Source organism: Frankia sp. AgKG'84/4 (genome assembly GCF_023242965.2).
In the GTDB taxonomy this organism is placed as follows: Bacteria; Actinomycetota; Actinomycetes; order Frankiales; family Frankiaceae; genus Frankia.
In genome coordinates this window covers 1-5,836 of sequence record NZ_JALKFU020000330.1, presented here as the reverse complement: position 1 = coordinate 5,836, position 5,836 = coordinate 1, and the positions used below count along the sequence as shown (strand labels likewise).

Annotated in this window: 9 protein-coding genes; 3 read left to right on the top strand and 6 right to left on the bottom strand. The window is 70.9% G+C overall.

The window, feature by feature from the left end; genetic code table 11:
- Positions 1-295: 295 nt before the first annotated feature.
- The gene (locus tag MXD58_RS18275; RefSeq protein WP_248839447.1) at positions 296-790 is read left to right on the top strand and encodes a type III secretion system chaperone family protein; all 495 of its coding nucleotides are present in this window, start codon (positions 296-298) and stop codon (positions 788-790) included.
- A 48-nt stretch (positions 791-838) separates the two neighbouring features.
- On the opposite strand, the gene MXD58_RS18270 is transcribed toward MXD58_RS18275, so the two are convergent.
- Positions 839-1,360, bottom strand: a complete 522-nt coding sequence (locus MXD58_RS18270) for a heme-binding beta-barrel domain-containing protein (RefSeq protein ID WP_248839452.1) — start codon at positions 1,358-1,360, stop codon at positions 839-841.
- A 217-nt stretch (positions 1,361-1,577) separates the two neighbouring features.
- Between MXD58_RS18270 and MXD58_RS18265 the strand changes: the two genes are divergently transcribed.
- Both MXD58_RS18265 and MXD58_RS18260 read left to right on the top strand, forming a co-directional pair.
- A complete protein-coding gene (locus MXD58_RS18265; protein ID WP_248839446.1) occupies positions 1,578-1,940 on the top strand; it encodes a DsrE family protein in 363 nt (120 codons plus the stop codon).
- A 195-nt stretch (positions 1,941-2,135) separates the two neighbouring features.
- Positions 2,136-2,441, top strand: a complete 306-nt coding sequence (locus tag MXD58_RS18260; RefSeq protein WP_308301993.1) for a hypothetical protein — start codon at positions 2,136-2,138, stop codon at positions 2,439-2,441.
- An 82-nt stretch (positions 2,442-2,523) separates the two neighbouring features.
- Here MXD58_RS18260 and MXD58_RS18255 read toward each other — a convergent pair whose 3' ends face one another.
- The 5 genes from MXD58_RS18255 to MXD58_RS18235 form a co-directional block, all read right to left on the bottom strand.
- Positions 2,524-2,823, bottom strand: a complete 300-nt coding sequence (locus tag MXD58_RS18255; RefSeq protein WP_284678539.1) for a DUF1416 domain-containing protein — start codon at positions 2,821-2,823, stop codon at positions 2,524-2,526.
- A 3-nt stretch (positions 2,824-2,826) separates the two neighbouring features.
- Positions 2,827-3,660 carry a sulfurtransferase gene (locus MXD58_RS18250; protein ID WP_248839443.1) on the bottom strand — a complete coding sequence of 278 codons (834 nt, stop codon included), beginning with the start codon at positions 3,658-3,660 and terminating at the stop codon, positions 2,827-2,829.
- Positions 3,657-4,076 (bottom strand): DUF4395 domain-containing protein, encoded by a 420-nt coding sequence (locus MXD58_RS18245; RefSeq protein ID WP_248839442.1) that lies wholly within the window; start codon positions 4,074-4,076, stop codon positions 3,657-3,659. The genes MXD58_RS18250 and MXD58_RS18245 overlap by 4 nt, the downstream gene beginning before the upstream one ends.
- A gap of 246 nt (positions 4,077-4,322) precedes the next feature.
- Positions 4,323-4,826: a thioredoxin family protein gene (locus MXD58_RS18240; protein ID WP_250609624.1), complete on the bottom strand. Its 504-nt coding sequence runs from the start codon at positions 4,824-4,826 to the stop codon at positions 4,323-4,325.
- 64 nt (positions 4,827-4,890) lie between these two features.
- Positions 4,891-5,643: an LmeA family phospholipid-binding protein gene (locus MXD58_RS18235; protein ID WP_248839440.1), complete on the bottom strand. Its 753-nt coding sequence runs from the start codon at positions 5,641-5,643 to the stop codon at positions 4,891-4,893.
- Positions 5,644-5,836: the final 193 nt, after the last annotated feature.

Below are 5,836 nucleotides of genomic sequence, written 5' to 3'. Positions count from 1 at the left end.
GGCCCGCCTCGCCGCCGGCGCGGTCGGCCGCGCTGCCAGTTTCGGCTGGACGGCCACCGCCCGCGGGGTGCTGCGCAGCTACCAGCATTCCCTGAGCCCCGCGGCCGTCGCCGTCTGAGGCAGTGCTCGAACGATCGTGCTGGTGGGTGCGGCGCGGCCGGCCGCGCCGCCCACCGGTCGCTTCGAGGGCGGTCGCCGATCAGGCAGTCGCCGGCCAGGACCCCGGTCCCCGGCGGATGCGAGGATCTAGACCGGATCCCGCATCGTCACCGCGGCAACGGGGAGGTCTCGCATCATGATGGCACCCATCGACGCGACGGAACGCGAGCGCCTCGACACCCTGATCGCGAACGCCCTGGCCGACCTCGAACTTGCCTTCGAGCACGTCGACACGGGCTCGTTCCTGGTCACCCTGGAGGGCGAGCACAAGCTGCGCACAATGACCTGGCTCGTCGTGCAGGACCACACCCTGTTCGTCGAGGCGTTCTTCATGCGCAAACCGGCCGAGAACGTCGCCGGCACCTACGGCTTCCTGCTCGGTCGCAACGCCCGTACCTACGGCGTGCACTTCTCCATCGACCGGGTCGGCGACATCTTCCTCACCGGTCAGGTCCCGCACGCCGCGATCACCGCTGAGGAGATCGACCGGCTCCTCGGCTGCGTCGGCACCTACGCGGACGAGAACTTCGACCCGGCCATCGCCCTCGGGTTCGCCTCGGCGATCGAACGGGAGAAGGCATGGCGGGCGAAGCTGGCCGCCGACGTCGGCGGCGCCGCGGAACCGGCCTGACGGGCCGGCCCGCGCTGCCGCCGGTGGGTGGCCGTCAGTCGGTGCCCGTCAGTCGGTGGCCCGGTGCAGCCGCGCCGACAGGTGCGACTGCATCGGCTTTCCACCGGCCTCCATGTCGATCGCGTAGGCCAGATCGCCTTCGACGAGACCGTAGAGGCGCACCGAGCGGGTGACCTCGCGCGCGGTCGCGGTGCGGATCAGGACGTTGTGACTGAGATCGATGCGGGTCCCGGTCAGGGCGCCGACGTAGAGCTCGGCGATGCCGAACGGATGCGCGAGGGTCACCTCGACGTCGGTGGCGCCGTCCGCGCCGGGCTGCACCCGCCAGAAGCCGGTCTCGGTCGCCAGCGGACTGCCCGTCTCGCGGCCGTCCCGCGGTTCGTCCGCCCACCAGGTGTGCGAGACGTATCCCAGGGCCGGCCGGCCGTCCGAGGCGAAGGTGATCTCCTGACCGTAGTGGAAACCGTCCATGCCCTCGTAGCCGCCGACGCCCTCGCCGCGCCAGGTACCGAGGAGGAAGGCCAGCGGCAGCAGGCTGGCGTGCAGGTCTGTCCCGTCGATGGCGCTCAGCGTTGCCCCTCGTACAGCTTGTAGACGACGTAACCGGAGAACCAGGCGATGAGAACGCACATCGCCACCAGGAGCCCGGTGAAGAAGTAGTGCAACACGCTCCGCAGCCTAGTACCACTCTCGCAGCCGGCTACCACCCCCGCAGCCGGGCACGGCCCCCAGCCGCCTACCGACCGTGGGCGGGCAGCAGAGTGGGCGGACGGAGCAGACTGGGCGGATGTCCCGCTCTCTCGTCATCAAGGCCACCGCCGGGTTGGACGCGCCGGAGCGCTGCTCGCAGGCATTCACGGTGGCGGCCATCGCGGTGGCCGCCGGCGCCGAGGTGTCCCTGTGGCTGACCGGGGAGTCCGCCTGGTTCGCGCTGCCCGGGCGGGCCGCGGAGTTCAGCCTGCCCGAGGCCGCCCCGCTGCCCGACCTGCTGGCCGGCATCCTCGCCGCCGGGCGGGTCACGGTGTGCTCCCAGTGCGCCGCCCGGCGCTCGTTCGGGCCGGATGACGTGATCGCCGGCATTCGCATCGCTGGCGCCGCCGTCTTCGTCGACGAGGCGCTCACCGATGGCGCGCAGGCACTCGTCTACTGACATACCGCTCAGCCGGGAACCGGTCTGCTGACCTTCGGCTCGCCGAGGACCGGTCTCCTGACAGTCCGCGGCCACGGACAGCCCGCAGCGTCTCACGCTCTTGCAGGTGAGACCGCATGCGCAATAACAGACCACGAGCGGGACACGTCGAAACCGCCTTCGTCCACGACCGTATGCGCTTTCATGATCCGCATGATGGCTGAGTCCGACGTACTCTTCGCGGTCGTCCTGTTCGCGGCGGCCGGTCAGCGCACCGTCCGCCGCATCATCGCGCCCTTCCCGGACCGGGGCTCCGCGCTCACCTTCGCACGGGACAACGGTCTGCGGTGCTTCACCGTGGGACCGATGCACTTCGCGGTGCCCACCACCGTTCCGGTAGGACAGCCGGTGCCGGTAGGACAGCCGGTGCCGGTAGGACAGCCGGTGCCGGGCGGGCCGTCGCCGACCCGCCCGTCACCCCCCGCCGTCCGGTTCGAACGCGTCGGCCAGGCCTGTCACTGACCTGTCCGCACCAGCGCGGCGGCCCGGCGCACCACTGGCCCGGCGCACCACTGGCCCGGAGATGCCAGGTGGCCCGGAGATCTCAGGCCCCGACCTCGACCCGGGTGTCGACCGGCTCGCCCTGCCGGGCGACGACCTTCTGCTCACCGGACGCTCCGGGCACGAGTACCCGGACCGTCCACTGGCCCGGCCGCGCGAAGAACCGGAACTGACCGGTGGCGGACAGGGGCACCTCGGCGGTGAAGTCGCCGCCCTCGTCGAGCAGCCGGGCATAGCCGCGCGAAACCGGCTCTCCGGCCCGCACCACGACACCCTGGATCACGGTTTCCCTGGCCACGTCGATTCCCTCCACAGACGGTCCGCCACTCGTCGCCCCGCACATGACTCAGGCCCCCCGCTCGATCGGCACGCCGACCAGCGAGCCGTACTCGGTCCATGAACCGTCGTAGTTCTTCACGTTCGGCAGGTCGAGCAGTTCGTGCAGGGCGAACCAGGTGTGCGCCGAACGCTCGCCGATGCGGCAGTAGGCGATGATGTCCCGGGAAAGGTCTACGCCCGCCTCCTGGTAAAGGGTGTTCAGGGCGTCGTTGCTCTTGAACGTGCCGTCCTCGTTCGCGGTCCGCGCCCACGGGATGTTCTTCGCCGTCGGAATGTGGCCGGGCCGCTGGGACTGTTCCTGCGGCAGGTGCGCGGGAGCGAGCAACCGGCCGGAGAACTCGTCGGGGGACCGGACGTCGATCAGGGCCTTGTCACCGATCGCGGCGACGACCTCCTCGCGGAACGCGCGGATGTCGGTGCGCGGCTCGGTGGCCGCGTAGGTCGTCGGCGTTCGGGGGGTGACATCGGCGGTCAGGTCCCTGCCGTCGAGCTCCCACTTCTTGCGGCCACCGTCGAGCAGCCGGACGTCCGCGTGGCCGTACAGGCTGAAATACCAGTAGGCGTAGGCGGCGAACCAGTTGTTGTTGCCGCCGTAGAGAACGACGGTGTCGTCGTTCGCGATGCCCTTGGCGGACAGCAGTTTCTCGAACTGCTCCTTGTTGACGAAATCCCGGATGACCGGATCCTGCAGCTCGGACTTCCAGTCGAGCCGGACGGCACCGGGAATGTGCCCCCGGTCGTAGGCCGAGACGTCCTCGTCGACCTCGACGAGGACGACCTTGGGATCCGCGCTGTTCGCCTCGACCCACGCAGCGCTGACCAGTGCCTGCTCGCGGCTCATGAGCTTACTCCCTTCGCAGTGGTGGAACGGAAGAACAGGTACAGCTGGCATCCGAGGCAGAACTCGAACGCCGCGTTGAGAAAGGCCGCGACGAACGCGAGCGCGACCGCGACGCACCCCACGACCCAGGCCCCGCAGAGATACCCCGCGGCTCCCACAGCACCGCACAGCAGGCCGACGACCTGCGCGAAGCGGGGCGGGGCGGCGTCCTCCATCGTCGCCGGCGGGCCGAGCCACGGCCGGATCAGGGAGCGGAACACCAGACCATAGGGGGCGTACCGGACACCGGCCACGGCGGCGACCGCGAAGACGACCGTCTGCCCGAGCAGCAGCCAGCCGCTGCCGGTGGCAAGGACGATCGCGAGCACCACCGTGGTGACGGCCGCGGTGAACCGCAGGCCACGAGGATCGACCACCAGACTTCTCCTGACTGCGCCCTGAAGATCCGGTCGTGAAACGACACGGTCGGATACGGAGAGACAAGTCGGCCCGGCCGATCACCTCGGCGGGCGGGGACTCGCGATCAGGAGAGACAACACAGGCAGCTGCCCACGCGGCACAGGTCGACCGCGCGGCGCCACACAAGCGGCACAAACTTTGCCTGGTACATGGTTCGTGCCACGGTAGCAGCGTAAATCATGACCGTGTTAATGCGCGGGCGATTAACCCGAAGAATCATCATCCGCCCGCATTTGTCGCGGAGTCGCGATCTCGTCGAGCGTCGCGAACACCGCGTCCCGGGTCGGCGGCGCGCCACTGGCCCGGCGGACCTCCCGGCCGTCCGCATCGAGGATCAGCACGGTCGGGGTGCGGCGCACGCCGAGCCGGCGGACCAGCTCGAGATGCGCCTCCGCGTCCACCTCGACGTGCCGCACTCCGGGCACCATCTCGGCCACGCCGGCGAGCACCCGGCGGGTCGTGCGGCACGGCGCGCAGAACGCCGTGGAGAACTGCAGCAGCGTCGCCCGCTCCCCCAACGCGGCGCCGACCTCGGCGACCTCCGCGCCCAGCCCACCGTCAGGACCGCTCCCGTACGGTATGGCAGCGGTAGCGTCCACGGCATCCTCCCGAGCGCTCTGGTGGTGGCGGGCCGGACGGAACCGGCCGTCCCGCAGGCGCAGGACGACACCCACCGCGACCGACAGCAGGACGACGCCCAACAGCACCCAGACACCCGTCACGGTTGGTACAAGTATCCCGGCACCCGCCGCTCTTCCCGCGGGCCCGTCACTATCCGCCGGTGACCCCACCGCCGGAGACGCCGACGCCGGAGACGCCGACGGAGTTGGGATCGAGCACGACGTTCTCACCGAGGGCCTCGAAGATGACCCGGTCCGCGCCCACCGTCGCGGAGGACAGCCGTAGGTTGAACGGCAGGTCGGCGATCGGCACCCGCACGGTCAGCAGCCGTGCAGCGGTCTCCCGCAGCGCGGGCGGCAGGACCGAGCCCGCCGCGGTCAGTTCCTGGGGCGTGAACGTCACCGCGTCGGGCTGCACGCCGACACTCGCCGTCCCGGACACCGGGTAGACGCCGCCCAGGATGCTCACCGAGCCCGCGACCCGGATCGCCTGCCCTGCCCCGGCGACGGTGGCCTGGGTGCCGTGGCCGCGTAGGTAGGCGTTGATGTCCGTGAAGGTCAGCTCCACCCGGGCGGTGAGATGGTCGACCGGCACCTGCCGCACCCGGTCGTTGATCACATCGGCGAGCGGGATCCGCACATGGGTGACGTCGGCGTGCACGCGGTCGACCCGCAGGCCCTGCTCCGTGCGTCCCCGCACGTCGACCTGAACGTGCCGGTAGTCCCCGGCGACGACCTGGGTGAGGAACGGGAAGCCACCGATCGACACCCCGGGACGGGATGGCAGGTCCTCGGCGCGCTGCGCCCGGGTGGCGAGCTGGCTGGCGGCCACCCGCACGGCGATGCGGTCGACGGCGACGAGCAGGCCCAGCAGGACAACCACGACCACGGCCGTGATGCGCAACCCCCGACCCCGGCCGCTCACGCGGGCAGGTGCCGTCCGACCACGTACACCAACGGCGCAGCGCAGGCCAGCGGCAGGATCGCGGCAAGAAGCAGGTCCACTGCCACGCCGGGGAACGCGATGCTCGCCGCCGTCGCGCGCGCCCGCACGAGGACCAGGTCGACCGGGCCGGCGACGACCGGCCGTGGCGGCC

Excerpts from the sequence above, each read along its gene's own strand:
- MXD58_RS18265 (WP_248839446.1), top strand. The coding sequence starts at position 1,578 with ATGTCCCGCTCTCTCGTCATCAAGGCCACCGCCGGGTTGGACGCGCCG.
- MXD58_RS18250 (WP_248839443.1), bottom strand. The coding sequence starts at position 3,660 with ATGAGCCGCGAGCAGGCACTGGTCAGCGCTGCGTGGGTCGAGGCGAAC.
- MXD58_RS18260 (WP_308301993.1), top strand. The coding sequence starts at position 2,136 with ATGGCTGAGTCCGACGTACTCTTCGCGGTCGTCCTGTTCGCGGCGGCC.
- MXD58_RS18275 (WP_248839447.1), top strand. The coding sequence starts at position 296 with ATGATGGCACCCATCGACGCGACGGAACGCGAGCGCCTCGACACCCTG.
- MXD58_RS18255 (WP_284678539.1), bottom strand. The coding sequence starts at position 2,823 with ATGTGCGGGGCGACGAGTGGCGGACCGTCTGTGGAGGGAATCGACGTG.